14 protein-coding genes are annotated in these 14,195 nt (G+C 39.5%); 9 read left to right on the plus strand and 5 right to left on the minus strand.

The features are described 5' to 3' along the window. The first annotated feature begins 61 nt into the window (after positions 1–61). From BN8061_RS01625 to dgt, 9 genes are all read left to right on the plus strand, one after another. Positions 62–1,348 carry an N-acetylmuramoyl-L-alanine amidase family protein gene (locus BN8061_RS01625; RefSeq protein WP_235802660.1) on the plus strand — a complete coding sequence of 429 codons (1,287 nt, stop codon included), beginning with the start codon at positions 62–64 and terminating at the stop codon, positions 1,346–1,348. A 52-nt stretch (positions 1,349–1,400) separates the two neighbouring features. Then, a complete protein-coding gene (locus BN8061_RS01630; protein WP_068595848.1) occupies positions 1,401–2,363 on the plus strand; it encodes an MlaD family protein in 963 nt (320 codons plus the stop codon). A 22-nt stretch (positions 2,364–2,385) separates the two neighbouring features. After that, on the plus strand, positions 2,386–3,717 hold the full coding sequence (locus BN8061_RS01635) for a 4Fe-4S dicluster domain-containing protein (protein WP_094745821.1): 1,332 nt from the start codon (positions 2,386–2,388) through the stop codon (positions 3,715–3,717). Positions 3,718–3,753: 36 nt separating this feature from the next. Further along, positions 3,754–4,545, plus strand: a complete 792-nt coding sequence (locus BN8061_RS01640) for a (Fe-S)-binding protein (protein WP_068595851.1) — start codon at positions 3,754–3,756, stop codon at positions 4,543–4,545. 138 nt (positions 4,546–4,683) lie between these two features. Further along, the gene (locus BN8061_RS01645) at positions 4,684–5,160 is read left to right on the plus strand and encodes a hypothetical protein (RefSeq protein WP_068595854.1); all 477 of its coding nucleotides are present in this window, start codon (positions 4,684–4,686) and stop codon (positions 5,158–5,160) included. A gap of 42 nt (positions 5,161–5,202) precedes the next feature. Next, entirely contained in the window at positions 5,203–5,808 is a 606-nt protein-coding gene (locus BN8061_RS01650; protein WP_068595856.1) for a LemA family protein, read from the plus strand. Further along, on the plus strand, positions 5,808–6,248 hold the full coding sequence (locus BN8061_RS01655; protein ID WP_068595859.1) for a TPM domain-containing protein: 441 nt from the start codon (positions 5,808–5,810) through the stop codon (positions 6,246–6,248). Before BN8061_RS01650 ends, BN8061_RS01655 begins: the two co-directional genes overlap by 1 nt. Further along, complete coding sequence (locus BN8061_RS01660; protein ID WP_235802661.1) at positions 6,199–7,071, plus strand: TPM domain-containing protein; 873 nt, start codon at positions 6,199–6,201, stop codon at positions 7,069–7,071. Before BN8061_RS01655 ends, BN8061_RS01660 begins: the two co-directional genes overlap by 50 nt. A gap of 90 nt (positions 7,072–7,161) precedes the next feature. Then, a complete protein-coding gene (gene dgt / locus BN8061_RS01665; protein ID WP_068595861.1) occupies positions 7,162–8,532 on the plus strand; it encodes a dGTP triphosphohydrolase in 1,371 nt (456 codons plus the stop codon). 91 nt (positions 8,533–8,623) lie between these two features. On the opposite strand, the gene BN8061_RS01670 is transcribed toward dgt, so the two are convergent. The 5 genes from BN8061_RS01670 to BN8061_RS01690 are packed head-to-tail and all read right to left on the minus strand — an operon-like array spanning position 8,624 to position 14,193. Further along, positions 8,624–9,982 carry an exonuclease domain-containing protein gene (locus BN8061_RS01670; RefSeq protein ID WP_068595864.1) on the minus strand — a complete coding sequence of 453 codons (1,359 nt, stop codon included), beginning with the start codon at positions 9,980–9,982 and terminating at the stop codon, positions 8,624–8,626. A 3-nt stretch (positions 9,983–9,985) separates the two neighbouring features. Next, positions 9,986–11,524: a helicase HerA-like domain-containing protein gene (locus BN8061_RS01675; protein WP_068595868.1), complete on the minus strand. Its 1,539-nt coding sequence runs from the start codon at positions 11,522–11,524 to the stop codon at positions 9,986–9,988. Further along, positions 11,514–12,527, minus strand: a complete 1,014-nt coding sequence (locus tag BN8061_RS01680; RefSeq protein WP_068597850.1) for an endonuclease/exonuclease/phosphatase family protein — start codon at positions 12,525–12,527, stop codon at positions 11,514–11,516. Before BN8061_RS01680 ends, BN8061_RS01675 begins: the two co-directional genes overlap by 11 nt. A gap of 35 nt (positions 12,528–12,562) precedes the next feature. After that, a complete protein-coding gene (locus BN8061_RS01685) occupies positions 12,563–13,450 on the minus strand; it encodes a rhomboid family intramembrane serine protease (protein ID WP_068595872.1) in 888 nt (295 codons plus the stop codon). Next, on the minus strand, positions 13,447–14,193 hold the full coding sequence (locus BN8061_RS01690) for a rhomboid family intramembrane serine protease (protein WP_068595875.1): 747 nt from the start codon (positions 14,191–14,193) through the stop codon (positions 13,447–13,449). Before BN8061_RS01690 ends, BN8061_RS01685 begins: the two co-directional genes overlap by 4 nt. Positions 14,194–14,195 lie beyond the last annotated feature (2 nt).

Genomic DNA, 14,195 nt, shown 5'->3' on the forward strand with positions numbered 1-14,195 from the left:
TTTGTTTTTAAATTGCGTCAAAATTAAAATAAAAAAACCATCTTACAATATGCATTATAAAATGATTAACATACAAAAGTACCTATTTTTATTGCTATTTGTCTTGGCGAGTTCGCTTTTTGCTCAAAAAAACTTCGTTGTGGTGTTGGATGCTGGTCATGGCGGGCACGATGCAGGAGCAAGAGGCGTAGCAGATTTAGAAAAAAATATCGCATTAGACGTTACCTTGCGACTCGGTAAAATGATCGAAAAAGAATTCAAAGATGTAAAAGTAGTGTACACGCGTACTACCGATGTCTTTATAGAATTACACGAACGCACCCGAATATCGAACAGCAATCGAGCAAATTTGTTCATTTCTATCCATTGCAATTCGGCGACAAACAGAAGTGCATACGGTACCGAGACATTTGTCATGGGATTGAATAGAATGAACGAAACAGACGAAGTATCGAGACGAGAAAACTCTGTAATTTTTCTAGAAGGCAACCAAGAGATCTATCAACGATTCGACCCTACCGACCCTGAAGCCGTCATTGCATTCGAAATACAAAACGCCGCTTACAAAGATCAAAGCATTCGTTTTGCAGATTTGGTCGAAAAAAACTTTGTGAGAAACAACCGTTATAGCCGAGGGGTAAAACAAAGTAACTTTCACGTTCTACGAGGCAACGCCTCACCATCGGTATTGATCGAGTTGGGCTTCATTTCCAATTCGGAAGAGAGTTATTATTTGGCTTCGGATACTGGGAAAGAAGAACAATCGACCGCGATTTTCAAAGCTTTCAAAACCTTCAAAGAAGAATTCGACCGCAAGATGGGGCGATCTGGCAAACAAACGGTTGAGACAGAAAAACCAAAAGAGGTAGAAAAGCCTGTCGTAGGTAAAAATTTCAAAATTCATTTCCTTACCAGTAAAAACAAATTTGCACCCTCATCGCCAATGCTCAAAGGACTTACCGATGTAGAAATTGTACAAAAAGGTAGCGAGTATCTTTATTATTATGGAAACACCAACCTCATTTCTGAGCGTGACAATCTTTTGGCTTTCGTAAAACGAAAAGGTTTTCCAGATGCCCAGTGGGTAGAAATCGGTAACAATCAGAAACTAGAAGGAAAGCTCAATTATCGAGTTCAGTTCATGACATCGAACAAAAGATATCGTGACAAAGACAACAAATTCAATGGACTGCAAAATGTAGTACGCATAAAAGAAAGATCATTGTACAAATACTATTTCGGAGAAGCAAAATCGATGGAAGCAGCACAAAAAATACTCGAAGAAGTACAGAAAAGAGGTTTTAGAAATGCTTTTATCGTAACCTTTGACCAAGACAAACCATTGTAATATTGATTATTTCTAAATAATATTTCTGTTATTTTTGTAAAAATTTTAAGTAGTGAAGATTTCAAATGAAGTAAAGATCGGCGCCGTAACCCTGATTACCATCGTAAGTTTTTTTATGTTATACAACTTCTTACGAGGGAGCAAATTGTTCTCCAGAGGAACAACGTATTATGCCGAATATGAGAATGTGAGCGGATTACAACCTACAAAACCAGTATCAATAAACGGATTGAAGGTGGGTAAAGTTGACGAAATAAAAATTATTCAAGGGCAACCATTGCGTTTTTTGGTGAAATTTACAGTCACAGAAGACGTTGAATTTTCTAAAAATACCGTAGCTCAAATCTTTTCGCCAGGAATCATGCAGAGTTCAGAATTGCAACTCTTGTTGGATTACCAAGGCGAAATGGCAAAAGATGGCGATTATTTGAAATCATCGGTCAATGCAGGTTTGTTGGGTGAATTAGGCGGTCAGATAGAACCAACGCAACAAAAACTAGATACGGTCTTGGTTACACTAGACCGAACGCTAAAAGCAGTCGAACACCTATTAGACAACGACAACCAACAAAACATCAAAATCCTCATCGACAACCTCAATAGAACGGTAGGCTCTTTCAACGAGACAGCGCGCTCATTCTCGACCACAGCATCTAGCGCAGACGGATTGATACGTGAAAACCAAAAAATCTTGAATTCTACTCTAACCAATGCCAACAGCATGCTGGCATCTGCTAAGGTTTCTGTAGACAAGTTTGGAAACACCGCCGATAAGTTGAACAATTTACAACTAGAGCAGACTTTGGCAAACTTCGAAACTGCCTCAAAAGACCTCAAAGACCTCATGAGTAGAATAGAACGAGGCGATGGAACATTGGGCGGATTGTTGAACGACAAAACCATGTACAACAACCTCAACGAAGCCACCAAAAACCTGAATGAGCTGATGCTGGATTTGAAGCAAAATCCAAATCGATACGTCAACTTTTCGGTATTCGGAAAAAAAGCGAATTAAAACAATATAAGAACTCACTAACATGATTCAGTATTTACCCAACATTATTTTTGCTGTATTGCTTATTGTAGCAGCAACTGTCTTTGTTACAAATGCTAAGAAAATCTTGCGCAACATCCGCTTAGGACAACCCATCACCCGCTGGGATCGTAAAGATGAACGTTGGAAAACCATGGCGCGTGTAGCATTCGGACAAAGCAAAATGACCGTCCGACCAATCCCTGCATTCTTGCACCTCATTGTCTATATAGGATTCTTGCTTATCAATATCGAAGTGATCGAAATCTTGATCGATGGTTTGTTCGGTACTCATCGCGTACTGAGCTTCATGGGTGGATTCTATAATTTCATGATTGGATTCTTCGAAATCTTAGCCTTCGGTGTTATACTTGCTTGTGTACTATTTTTTATCAGAAGAAATATTGTACACGTACGTCGCTTGGTAATGGGCGAATTGAATGGATGGCCTAAAACCGACGCCAACCTCATTTTGTTGATGGAGGTATCTTTCATGGTGGCTTTATTATTGATGAACGGTGCCGATGCAACATTGCAAGCACGCCAATACCCACACTTTGTAGAAGCCGGAGGTTTCCCAATCTCTAGTTGGTTAACGCAACCCTTATTCGAAAATCTACCATCAGACACTGTTTTGGTGTTCGAACGTGCAGCGTGGTGGTTTCACATCATCGGAATTTTCTTCTTTGCCAACTATTTATACTATTCAAAACATTTACACATCATCTTAGCCTTCCCCAATACCTGGTTCTCTAAATTAGAACCAAAAGCAGAATTCAACAATTTGGCATCGGTAACCAACGAAGTAAAAATGATGATGGATCCCAAGGCAGATCCTTACGCAATGCCTGCAGAAGGAACAGCAGAAGAACCGAGTACATTTGGTGCAAAAGATATTTTCGACCTCAATCAGGTGCAATTGTTGAATGCCTATACCTGTACAGAATGTGGGCGTTGTACATCGGAATGTCCGGCAAATCTTACAGGCAAAAAGTTATCTCCGCGAAAAATCATGATGGATACCCGTGACCGTATAGAAGACGTGAGCAGAATTTTGGATGCCAACAACGGGCAATGGAAAGACGATGGCAAAACATTGGTCAACGACTACATCTCAGCAGAAGAATTATGGGCCTGCACCTCGTGTAACGCGTGTACACAAGCCTGCCCAGTAAATATAGACCCATTGTCTATTATCGTAGACCTCAGACGTTATTTGGTGATGGAACAATCTGCAGCGCCACAAGAATTAAACTTGATGATGGCAAACATCGAAAACAACGGAGCTCCGTGGCAATTCAATACAGCAGATCGGCTGAATTGGGCTAACGATTAAATTATAAATTAAAAAAACGTATCAAAACACAATACCATGTCAACATTAACTGTGAAAACAATGGCTCAATTTATGGCAGAAGGCAAGCAACCAGAAGTATTATTCTGGGTAGGATGTGCCGGAAGTTTTGATGATAGAGCAAAAAAAATAACCCGTGCTTTTGTAAAAATATTAAATCATATAGGTGTTGAATTTGCCGTTTTAGGTACAGAAGAATCCTGCACTGGCGATCCTGCAAAACGCGCCGGAAACGAATTCACATTCCAGATGCAAGCCATGATGAATATCGAAGTATTGAACGCTTACGAAGTGAAAAAAATCGTAACCACTTGTCCGCACTGCTTCAATACCCTGAAAAACGAATACCCATCATTGGGTGGCGAATACGAAGTATTGCACCATTCACAATATCTACAACAATTGATCGACGAAGGCCGTTTGAAAATAGAAGGAGGCGAAAAATTCAAAGGACGCCGAATCACTTTTCACGACCCATGTTATTTAGGACGAGGGAACAACATTTACGAAGCCCCACGAACGCTGATCGAAAAATTGGACGCCGAATTGGTAGAAATGAAACGTTGTAAAACTCGTGGATTATGTTGCGGTGCTGGAGGTGCACAGATGTTCAAAGAACCCGAAAAAGGAAACAAAGACATCAACATCGAGCGCACAGAAGAAGCCTTAAACGAGAGCCCAGAAGTCATCGCCACGGGCTGTCCCTTCTGTAATACTATGATGACAGACGGGGTAAAACATTTTGAAAAAGAAAAAACAGTTGTGGTAAAAGATTTGGCAGAATTACTGATGGAAGCACAAGATTTGTAAACATTGCATTTACAACTCAATAATAGAATCGGACTTAAACAGTCCGATTTTTTTTAATCCATTCTACCCATAGATTCTAGTTCTCTTAGTTTCGAACCCAAAGATTGCGTAAATTTGCATTACATAAAATTTCAGAATATGAATTTAGCAGAACATGCAAGAATATGGATTTTCCAGTCGAAAAGACCATTCAACACGCAAGAAATTAAAACCATCACCAATAAATTCGACGAATTTCTAAAAGATTGGAATGCACACGGAGCTGCCCTCCTCGCCGATTATCAAATCATCGACAACCAATTCGTCGTCGTAGGAGTCGACGAAGACCAAGCCGCTGCAAGCGGTTGCTCAATAGACAAACTCACCAAACTCATCAGAACAATAGAAGAAGAATACCAATTTGGATTTTTAGATAGGATGAATGCAGCCTATCAGCAAGCCGATACCCTAAATATTGTACAGCTCAACGACTTCAAGAATATGGTAAAAAATGGTGAACTGCCCGATTCGGTAATTGTTTACAACAATGGTTTGACTGATCTGAAATCCTTTAGAGAAGCTTGGAAATTACCCCTGAAAGAAAGTTGGGCAAAAAATTTAATTTCAACATCTTAATCATTACCTTTACCTTTAATTTATCAAACTAAAAATTCAATTATGAAAGGAAAAGGATGTCTTATCATCGGAGTTATAGTAGCTCTATTGGGCGTTGTTGTATTCTGGGGGATCAGTAAATACAACAGTTTTGTACCCGCACAAGAAAACGTAGAAGCACAATGGGCCAACGTAGAAAACACTTATCAAAAACGTGCAGACCTAGTTCCAAACTTGGTCAACACCGTAAAAGGTGCAGCAAATTTCGAACAATCGACACTCACCGACGTAATCAATGCGCGAGCTAAAGCAACCTCTACGCAAGTAAACATCGACAATGTAGATGACTTAACACCAGAGAATATTGCAAAATTTCAAGCGGCACAAGACCAATTATCAGGCGCTTTAAGTCGATTATTGGTTTCTGTAGAAAAGTATCCAACGCTCACCGCAACTCAAAACTTCCAAAGTCTTCAGGCAGAATTATCATCGATAGAACAAGAAGTATTGTTTGAAAGAAAGAAATACAATGATGCTGCAAGAGGTTTCAACTCGTTGATAAAAACTTTCCCAAACAACGTGATTGCAAACTTTGGAAACTTCAAAGAGAAAGGATATTTCGAGGCAACTGCAGGTGCAGAGAATGCTCCAACGGTTAATTTTGAATAATGGATGAGCAAAGCCCTCGTTTCTTCAACAAGAAACAAGAAAAAAAAATCATCAAAGCGATCATAAAAGCTGAGAAAAAAACCAGTGGTGAGATTCGAATTCATGTCGAATCTCAACCATCTGATGACCATATTCAACGTTCGATCCAAGTCTTCAAAGATTTGGGAATGCAAAACACAAAACACCGAAACGGCGTATTGTTTCACATTTCACCAGCTGATCATAACTTTACCATTATCGGCGACGAAGGCATAAACGCCGTAACACCCGAAAACTTTTGGGAAGAAATAAAATCGGTGGTCATTGCCCACTATCAGCAACAGCAATACACCAAAGGAACTATAGAAGGTATAAAAATGACGGGGAAAGCATTGAAGAAATACTTCCCACATGAAGAACACGACGAAAATGAATTACCAAATGAAATTAGCCAAAACTAGCTCGTTCTTACTTCTCTTTTTCGCTTCGATCTGTATTGCATTTGGGCAAATCACCTCATCGCAAAACACCAAATCTTATTTCAAAACTCCAGAGCAAGTGCTGGCAGAGAAAACTCCGCCAAAACGCATTGTCAACGATTATGGTTTGCTTTTCGACGCGATGCAGTTAGAAGCGCTGGAGAAAAAATTGGTGGCGTTCGACGATTCTACTTCAACCCAAATTGCCGTGGTCACTTTTCACGAGTTGAACGGCTATCCTTTGGAAAGCTTAGCAAATGAAATCGGAGAAAAATGGGGTGTTGGACAAAAAGGCAAAGACAACGGTATCGTGATATTGATCAGCGACAAAGACCGCAAAGTAACGATACGCACTGGTTATAGTGCACAAATTCATGTACCGCCAACCATAGCCAACAACATCATTCAACACGATATGATTCCCTATTTCAAACAAGGTGATTATTATCGTGGCGTTGACCAAGCAACCACTTCGTTACAAACCGCTTTACAAGGTAAATACAAGCAAGACAAACAGCGTAAGCAAGACGATGATGGTATCGATTTGTTCACCTTGATACTCGTTATTTTCTTCATCATATTTATCGTTTCTATCTTGTCAAAAGGCAATAATAACGACCAAAACAACGGGAACGGTCGCAGAAGAAGAAGCCTGCTGGATGACATCATCATCATGAATTCTGGTAGCACCATTTTCCGTGGAGGCGGATTCGGAGGCTCTTCTGGTGGCGGAGGTTTCGGAGGCGGATTTGGAGGTTTCGGAGGTGGAAGCTTCGGTGGCGGTGGAGCGAGCGGAAGCTGGTAATGCTAGCCCAATTTGATAAACAAAATCTTACAATCATCCTAAAAAGTCTTTAGTTTTGTACTGAAGACTTTATTCTTTTAAGTTCAACTCATGAGCAAATTCAATTCAATATTTTCTACACAACGAACCAACAGCCCAAACGAATCGATCGATACCCGATCAGAATATCAGCGCGATTATGATCGCATCATCTTTTCGTCGGCTTTCAGAAGATTGCAAAACAAAACACAGGTTTTCCCTTTACCAGGAAGTGTGTTTGTGCACAATCGTTTGACGCATTCGCTCGAAGTTTCCTCGGTTGGACGCACTATGGGAAGTTTGGTCGGACAATACATTGCTCAAAATTTTGATTTGAATGAGAAGGCATATAATTTCTACCAACACAGTTTGTGCGACGTGATTTCGGCTGCAGCACTTTGTCACGACATAGGCAATCCTGCTTTTGGACATTCGGGCGAAGACGCGATTGCCTCTTATTTTGATCGAAACGAAGAAAAATTAAAACCGCTTTTCACTCCCGAACAGTGGACAGATTTGGTTCATTTCGAAGGTAATGCAAACGCTATCAGAATTCTCACCCAGCAACAAAATGGCAAATCAGACGGCGGACTTCGGTTGACGTATACTACTCTGGCTACCATTGCAAAATATCCTTGTGAGTCTATTGCTCGTGATAAATCGGTTTTGCATCGTAAAAAATTTGGCTTTTTTCAAACCGAAAAAAATACGTTTTTGCACATCGCTGAGGCGACCAATATGCAGCAAGAAAATCAGCATCCGCTCGTCTACAAACGTCATCCATTTGTGTTTTTGGTAGAAGCTGCCGACGATATTTGTTACAACATCATCGATGTAGAGGATTCGCATCGTTTGGGGATTATCGATCATGACAAATGTCGAAAATTGTTTTTGAATTTGATTGAGTCATTGAATCCTGAGCAGATTGAAAAAACGAAAACGAACCTAAAAAAAATTACTAACAAAAACGATCGTATTGCGTATCTGAGAGCAAAATCGATCAATGCCTTGACCAATAAATGCGTCGAAGTCTATCTCGCCAACATCGAAGCAATCTTGAGTGGTAATTTTGAATTTGCGCTGCTGGATGTCATCAAAAATGAAACTGAACTGGTTACTAAAAAAGTTTTGGACGAGATTCAGCGTTTTTCGATCGAAAACATTTACAATCATCGCTCTGTGGTAGAAATCGAGAATGCGGGTTACAATGTAATGTCGGAATTGCTAACGCAATTTATCCCGCCGATCATCAAAGAAAAAAACGAACGAAAGTCGTATGAAAAGAAAGCTTTGAAATTGATTCCAGATCAATTCCTCTACGATCAAGCGAGCGTTTACGAACGGGTGATGGGAATTTTGGATTATGTTTCGGGCATGACCGATAATTATGCAACAGAATTGTATCGACGCATCAAAGGAATCGAAATTGGCATGCACAATTAAGCAGATTTATTGCCTTTATTTTTGACAGAAATCCAAGCGTTTTTTGTCCACTTCGAAAGAATTTGTCTGTTGTATAATCCTATCATTTTTCTCAATCTACGATTTCGAAAATCGCTTCTTGTTTGTTGAGAAATAAGAATTTTTTGATGAGCAATTCTACGCTCAAATTACTATCGATGGGCGTTATCAACTGTGCGATGCGTTCTTTTGTTTTGATCTGATGATGCAATTCATAGTAACCATAGCCTTTGAAAACACCTTCCTCTATGTAGAAAAAAGCGTGTTCGCCAACTTTTCTTCCTTTATCGATAATCACAAAAGTATTGAACGGATACGCTGCTTTATTTACGATTTCTTCTACACGGCCATTATAGTCCTTGGGCGATTCTGCTTTTACACAAGCTCCCCTGCAATTACCCATTTCATACGAAAAACAATTGGTTTCTGCCTCTTGTAAACCATTCAGTTTTGGGCATAATAGGTATTCGTTTGTAATCTTTCGCAACATGGCAACGGCTGCACTGCGTTTGCTGAACGATAAAAAAGGCGCCTGCTTGCGACCTCTACCAATCTCTAACCGATGGTAAGATCTTTTCGAAGGAAGGAAGTAAATACCATAATTTTTTTGGTTTGCCAAAGTTGCATTCAGCGTCGGAAGATTCTGTTGCAATTCGTTGTATTCTTTAATGGCCGCCAACAATTCGCTTCCGGTAACTTCGTAGGTAATATATTTGGTATAACGTTTTATTTTACTCGATTCGAAATTCTTGGCAGAGTAATACTGATTCACCTTGAATGCAATATTCGAACTGCGTCCAATAAAAATGATTTCGTCCAATCGGTTATAAAAATAAAACACGCCAGTCTTGGTCGGTAGATCTTCGAGCAATTTCAGGTATTTTTCTTTTACCTTTTTATCTGTTCCTAAACCTTTTCTTTTCTGGATGATTTTTTCGGTGTCTTTGTCTCGCAGAATCTGAAACAATTTCAAGGTGGCACGGGCGTCGCCCGAAGCACGATGGCGATCGGTAATTGGAATACCCAAATTGGATGTTAGCTTACCCAGGGAATACGATTCTTGATTGGGAATCAATTTTTTTGCAATTTCTACCGTATCAATCCACTCTTTTTCGTAATGATAGCCCAATTTCAAATACTCTTGATTCAACATGCGGTAATCGAATTTCACGTTGTGCCCTACCAAGACACAGCCTTCGGTAATCTCGATAATACGTTTGGCAATCTCATGAAATTTTGGTGCTGTGAGAACCATTTTATTGGTAATATTGGTCAGTTTCTGAACAAACGGATCTATTTTCCGCATCGGATTCACCAATGAAATGAACTGATCTACAATCTCGTTTCCATCGTATTTGTAAATGGCAATATCGATGATCGATTCCTCGCCTACTTTGCCACCTGTAGCTTCTATGTCTAAAATTGCGTACACGGTTTATTTTTTTCCTTTCAATGCATCCAACACAATTCTCATCCCCCAATCGATCAATTTGCGTGTTGCTGTTCTGCTCACATCTCTCGCCATTCGACTATCGGTCCAGTTGGTTTCTTTTGGTGTAGTTCTCCCGGTTGTGGTCGTCGTTCTAGACTGTGGCTGTGGTTTGGCTTGTTGTAATTGTTCTATTTTCTGCGACAATATTTCGTTGGCACTATGCCGATCAACAGTTGTGGCATATTTTTTTACCAATACCGATTGGTTGACCAATTGGTCTATCTCACTTGTAGATAAAACATCCATCCTAGAGTTGGGCGATCGCATATAGGTATGCGCCAACGGCGTCGGAATCCCTTTTTCGTCTAAGGCTGTAATGAATGCTTCTCCTATCCCAAGCTCGGTAATGAGTTCGTCTGCCTTGTAATAGGTCGAAATCGGATAGTTTTCTACGGCTTTCTGTATTTGTTTCCGATCTTTTGCTGTGAATCCTCTTAGGGCGTGTTGAACTTTCAACCCGAGCTGACTCAATACACCGTCTGGAACATCGCCTGGTACTTGCGTTACGAAAAACAATCCGATACCTTTCGAACGAATCAATTTTACCATGGTTTCGATCTGATTCAATAAGGTTTTGGATGCTTCGCTAAAAATAAGATGGGCTTCATCGATAAAGATGACCAATTTCGGTTTATCCGCATCGCCTTGTTCTGGAAATTGAGCGTAAATCTTATTCAATAAACTCAACATAAAAGTCGAGAATAAATTGGGCTGACTCTGGATGTCGGTCAACCGAATGATATTCACAACACCTTTACCGTTTTTGGTTTGCAACAAATCGAATACATCAAAACTTGGTTCGCCAAAAAACTTGGTCGCTCCTTGTTGTTCCAAGGCTACAATTTTACGCAAAATAGCACCGAGTGATGCTGCAGCAATTGAACCGTAGTTGGCCGAAAGTTCTGTTTTACCCTCGGGGGTATCGGTTACAAATTGCAATACTCGCCGAAGATCTTCCAAATCGATCAAAGGTAATTGCTTGTCTTCGCAATATTTGAATATAATGGATATGATGCTGGACTGCGTCTCATTCAACTCTAAAATTTTACTGAACAGTACAGGGCCAAAATCTTCTACCGTCGCCCGCAATTTAACCCCAGGCTCATCACTGATCGATAACAACTCTGAGGGTGAACCTGCAGGAGAAAAAGGAAGATCTAAAATTTCGTGACGTTGCTTTATAGCTTCGTTTTGTTGGTCGCCCGCAACGGCTATTCCAGACAAATCGCCTTTGATGTCCATCAACAAGGTTGGAACGCCTTTTTCCGACAATTGCTCGGCAATGATTTGTAGCGATTTGGTTTTCCCTGTACCAGTTGCACCGGCAATCAGCCCGTGACGATTCATCGTCTTCAGGGCAATTGCAATTTCGGCTTCTGTAACCACTTCGCCATCCAACTTGGGTTTTCCCAACACAATTTTATCGCCTTTGTAGGTATATCGTGTATTAATTTCTTGAATAAATTGCTCTTTATTTGACATCTTGAGGTTCGTTTTTAGGTAATTTATAATTGACAAAAACCGGATAATGATCCGAATACTTTTTACGAATGATATGACCACTTATGGGTTTGATAGCATTTGAATGAAAAAGATAATCGATTCGGATAGGGAAATTGAAACTATGAAAAGTTGTTGCATTCCCGCTACCCACAGCAAGGAAAGAATCTTTTAAATATTTGGTAAGTTGAAAGTATTCATACGATGCTGGAGTCGCATTCAAATCGCTTCCGACAATTATTGGATGTTTAGATTGCTTGATAAATGGCATGATCTCATTCAACTGATGTTCGTGTCTTATCATTCCGGCAACTAATTTACTTTCTATCTCTTTGGTCTGTTGCTCTGCCTCTAGAGAATTTTCGGCTTCGATAGCAGATTTTACCAGTTTCTTGTCTATTCGCATTGTTTCCAAATAAATATTGATGATGCGAATGGTATCGCTCCCTGTATCGATATCGGCATAAGCCGCAATACCTTTGTTTTTATCTTTCGGGAAGTTGATTTGTTTGGTTTCGATGATCGGATATTTGCTGTAGATCGCCAGTAAGTCGTAATGTTCACTATAATAATCTTTCAAAACCTCGTCTAACACCGAAAAATTTTTTTCGTATGCTTCTTGAAAAATCATCACATCGGTCAAGTTTTCGGCAATCAATCGATCGGTTCCATCGTCTCGTATGAAATGAGCGTTGAAACTCATCACCGATAAATCTGGTTTCTCATCTGAAGTTTTTTTGAAAAAATTGAGCGGATAAGAGAGTGAAAAAATATAAAAAACACCAAGCGAAAGGATGAAAATTCCAATCGCGTGACGCCAACTCACCAATATCCAGTACAATAGAAAAATTACTACCACACAGAAAATCAATACATAACCAATAGCCAGGTAATTGAAATAAGGCAAAACAGAAGGAGTATAGAAGGCGTTTAAAAAAACGGAATACGCCATCAACAAAATCAGCACGTTGATGAGCATTACCATTTTATTAAAAAAATTTAATTTAGACGCCGACGATTTCATGATCTACCTTCTCGAAATAAAAAATCTTTTTCTTCCTTCGACAAACTTTCATAACCAGAACGAGAAATTTTGTCTAAAATTGAATTTATTTTCTTTTGTTTCTCAACCTTCATCGAGTTGTATTCATAATCATCTTTTGGAACATGAGTACGTGAAAAAGGTTTAGATTTTGATGTTTTAAAGGTAGACTTTTTATCTCGTCTGAAAAAGTTTTCGATCGCACGAATTGCTTTTCCTACAAAATCGTTGCCTTTCTCGAATTGTTTCATATACAAATAGCCCGCAAGCGCAGCTCCCAAATGCGACAAACTCCCGCCAGGATTCTTGCCCGCAAACAACTGAAACACATCCAATCCAACCAAAAACAAGGCAACATAATACAACGGAAAACTTTTCGGAAAAAATAACAATCGCACAGGAATGCGAGGATTATAAGAAACTAAGGCAAAAAAAACTGCAAATATAGCGGCAGAAGAACCGACCAAAAAATTGGCCGAACGATCGAAACTAGAAGAAAAAACCACGAAAAAAATGGCTCCACTCAAAATTCCAATCACGAAAAAAGTAACAAAATCTTGATCTCTGAAATAGCGTAAAAACATGACGCCCGCGTAGTACAACAGCAACATATTGAACAATAAATGCAACAAATCGCCATGCATAAAAGCATAACTAAAAATTGTCCAAGGCTTGGTGAAAACTTGCTGATAATCATACGATAACGCAAACCAACGATCCATAGAAGTCGTGGGCATAAATTGTTGTAGTAAAAACCCAATAATCAGAAAACTAAAAAAACATACAACATTGTAATAGATCAGCTTGGTCGCTATATTTCCCGTTCTGTACCTCAGTTTGAGGTCGTCTAAAATACCTTTTATCATTGTCTAAATTGTTTTTTCTTCCAATCTCTGATAAACAAAAACCCGAGCAAAGCTCCTCCTAAATGGGCAAAATGAGCAATATTGATTCCGCCAAACGAAGTATTGGATATGCCTGCATAGAGCTCTAATGCGATAAGAATGGGTATAAAATATTTTGCTTTGATGGGTATTGGCAAGAAAATCATCATCAGTTTGGCATCTGGATACAAAACTGCAAAAGCAACCAAAATACCGTATAAAGCTCCCGACGCACCAACCATTGGCGTGATGTATTCTATTATCAACTGCCGAGCATCGCTATTATTGTATATTTCTTTTGTAATCAATTCACCATCAATGCCTCTTTGCGCCATGTGTTGAATTTCGTTCAAGCTCAAACCTGCCGAAGTCACCGCCTCTTTCAACGATTGAACCTCGAAAAAGGTTACGAGATTCAACAAGCCAAAGCCGGCGAATCCTGCCAACAGGTAAAGCGTTAAGAATTTCTTTGGTCCTATCGTCATTTCTACCGTAGAACCAAACATCCATAACCCAAACATATTGAAAAAAATATGCATAAAATCTGCATGCATAAACATATGCGTCACGATTTGCCAAGGTCTGAAATTTGGAGATTCTGGATAAAAAGCTCCTAAAATCACATCGAGACTGATGCCCTTAGAAATCAGAACAAATTTTGCTAAAAAAAACAACCCATTGATAATCAATAGATTTTTCGTAATAGGTGGAATACGATTTCCCATAA

Source organism: Vaginella massiliensis (assembly GCF_900089075.1).
In the GTDB taxonomy this organism is placed as follows: domain Bacteria; phylum Bacteroidota; class Bacteroidia; order Flavobacteriales; family Weeksellaceae; genus Weeksella; species Weeksella massiliensis_A.